A 2,822-nucleotide genomic window follows, 5' to 3' on the forward strand; every position below is an offset into this window, starting at 1 on the left:
GGCGCAACGGCCCCCCGGCCCCCTGGCTCCCTGACGACGCCCAGCGACTCGACTTCGAAGCCGGCGACTGAGCAAGATCGTGTTACGAGCTCTTAAGCGGCTGAGGCTGCCTATCGTGGCTGCCGCCACAGCTGGCACTCTCGTTCTGGCCACCACCCCGGCCTTCGCCGACCTCCCGGGAGAAGACGCCGAGTGGAGCAACGAGATGGTGGATGGGCAGGCCATCGGCTGGCTTCGATACAGTCCCGCCGAGGCCTACACCAGCGGTAACGACCACCTAGCGGCGCTCGTCGGAGGCGACGGCAGAATCTTTACGTCCCTCAACAATGGGCCCGTCCGGGAGGTGCTTGCGGGTGCTCGGACCATCGCCCCGGTGGTCGTGACACAGTATGGCGAAAACGACTTCGCGTTGTTTCATACCGGAACGGACGGCCGCATTTACTGGACCACGATCAGCGCTACCACCCATGACACTCTTGGGCAATGGCGTGTCGTCCCCAACCAGGAAACCGGCGTAGAGAACTCCGTGTCCGTCGTGACGCTCGGGTCCGGGCGTAACCATTTCTACATGGTCTACCGAGGTGGCGACACAGGTAGGATCATGGGCACGTACTGGGACGGCTCGCAGTGGTCGGTTCATAATGTTATAGGTGGGGGCAGCAACTCTTACACCGCCCCGGCCATAGCGGTCAACGGCAGTCGCCTGTATGCGGCACATCGGGGGGTGGACAACCGGGTCTACATTGCCCACCAGGTGGTGGGGAGCGGAGATTGGAGCTCGTGGCGGGATATCGGTGGCGCTATTCACTCGCAGCTTTCTATAGCCTCCTTGCAGAACGGGCACATGCTGGTAGCTGGTGACGCTGAGGACGGCACGGTCTGGTATCACCGCCTGAGTTGGGACGGATACACTCTGAACAACGGCTACTGGGAGCAGGAGAGCCAGCACGTGCATATACAAGGTCAGGGCCCCAGCCTTGTGTCTAACGGTCAGCACAGCACGATCTACCTTCTCGCTCTCGTCGCCACCGACGCCGCAAATGCGCTTATGTGGAAGAGGGCATACCGCGAATAATGCGACGGCTTAGGTTCTCCACCCAGAGAGCCGACTATCATAAGCTGCACTACTGTTAGTGTGCTGCGCCAGTGGTTGATCGGTAGTTGTTGTGTGACTCCTGCTGCTGGTGCGTCTGTTCCTCGTCGGGGCCCGAAGCTAGAGCCGTTGCTGTTGTCCGCAGGAGTAATTGTCAAACCTGTGAGTGAGTGAGCCCTTTCAGCGGGGCAGCCGATCGGGTGACGGCCGACTGGCCGGCGACCCGTGCGGAACGGACGAGGCTCCCTGGCGGTTGAGCGATGTCTGACGCCTCAACTCTTCGGCCGGGGAGCCTCGTTGGTTACGTATCCTGGATCGCGGCCGGTTTCCGGATCAGCATCGGCACCGCCCACGCATACGTGCACGCAGGCCTACCTCGGCGCCGGCGGCACCTTCGCCACGCCGACCCGACGCCCACCCCGCAAGGAGCTCACCGCCCGGCAAAGATCGCTGAACCGGGCGCACGCCCGGCTTCGGTATCCCGCCGAATCTGGCATGGCCACCCTCAAGCGCTGGCGCCTCTTCCGTCACGCCCGGTGCAGTCCCAACCGCCTGTCGTCAGCAGGCAAAGCCATCCTCACCCTGGAGAAGCAACGCTGAAAAGGCTCCCTACCTTATTCGTGGGCTTCATCCTGGTCATTCGTAGGATTGGGAGGCCCAGGGGTTTCGGGTGTGGCTCAAAAGGCTCATGCCGAAGTGAGGGAGGGAGACGCCGGTGCCCGAGTTGTGGGCGGGGACGGATGCGGGAAAGGCTGAACACCAAGCACGGTGATCGATGGGGACGGGGCGAAGGTCCTGGCGCGGCAGGTGCCGAACGACGAGCACGAGCTGCTGGAACTGATGAGTGACGTGCTGGACCTGGCCGACGGCCACCCGGTGACGTGGGCGGTCGACTTGAACGCCGGCGGGGCCGCGCTATTGATCGCGCTGCTTACTGGACACGGGCAGCGACTCCTCTACATCCCGGGCAGGACGGTGCATCACGCCTCCGGTTCCTACCGCGGTGACGGGAAGACCGACGCGAAGGACGCCTACGTCATTGCAGACCAGGCCCGAATGCGCCGTGACCTGCAGCCTTTGCAGGAGTGGGACGAGATCGCGATCGACCTGCGGATCCTCACCGCCCGCCGCTACGACCTCACCGCCGACCGCACCAGAGCGATCAACCGGCTCCGAGCCCAGATCCTGGAGTACTTCCCCGCTCTGGAACGTGCCTTCGACTACAGCACCTCCAAGGCCGCACTCGTCCTGCTGACGGGTTACCAGACCCCAGCGGCGCTGCGCCGCATCGGCCAGTCACGGCTGGCGAGTTGACTGTCGAACCGCAAGGTCCGCAGCGCGCCGGCAGTGGCGGCGGTCGCCGTCGAGGCGGCACAGGCTCAGCACACGGCGGTTCCCGGCGAGAGGACGGCGGCCGCCATGGTGCACACCCTCGCGCGGGCGGTGATGGCCCTGGACGGAGAGATCGCTCGCACCGACGCAGCGATCGAGGCCCGGTTCCGCAAGCACCAGCACGCTGAGGTCATTACCAGCATGCCCGGCATCGGCACCCTGCTCGGCGCCGAGTTCATCGCCTGCACCGGCGGGGACATGGAGGCCTTCGGCAGCCCCGGCCGTCTCGCCGGTGTCGCCGGACTAGTACTGCAACGGTCTTTGCCGTGACGGGTGGGCAGCGGGCTCGTTGAGGTGGGCATGGGGTGGGATGTGGTGCTGTCTGATGCGAGCCGGT

The 2,822-nt window shown here is 64.7% G+C and carries 2 protein-coding genes and 1 pseudogene; all 3 read left to right on the plus strand.

Features of this window, described 5'->3' with window-relative positions:
- Positions 1–115: 115 nt before the first annotated feature.
- The gene (locus ACIP64_RS41415; protein ID WP_401598039.1) at positions 116–1,075 is read left to right on the plus strand and encodes a hypothetical protein; all 960 of its coding nucleotides are present in this window, start codon (positions 116–118) and stop codon (positions 1,073–1,075) included.
- A 243-nt stretch (positions 1,076–1,318) separates the two neighbouring features.
- A complete protein-coding gene (locus ACIP64_RS41420) occupies positions 1,319–1,693 on the plus strand; it encodes a transposase family protein (RefSeq protein ID WP_401598042.1) in 375 nt (124 codons plus the stop codon).
- 115 nt (positions 1,694–1,808) lie between these two features.
- Positions 1,809–2,731, plus strand: a pseudogene (locus ACIP64_RS41425) (IS110 family transposase); the annotation flags it as partial.
- Between the last annotated feature and the right edge of the window lie 91 nt (positions 2,732–2,822).

It is taken from the genome of Streptomyces sp. NPDC088733, assembly GCF_044751185.1.
Classification (GTDB): Bacteria; Actinomycetota; Actinomycetes; order Streptomycetales; family Streptomycetaceae; genus Actinacidiphila.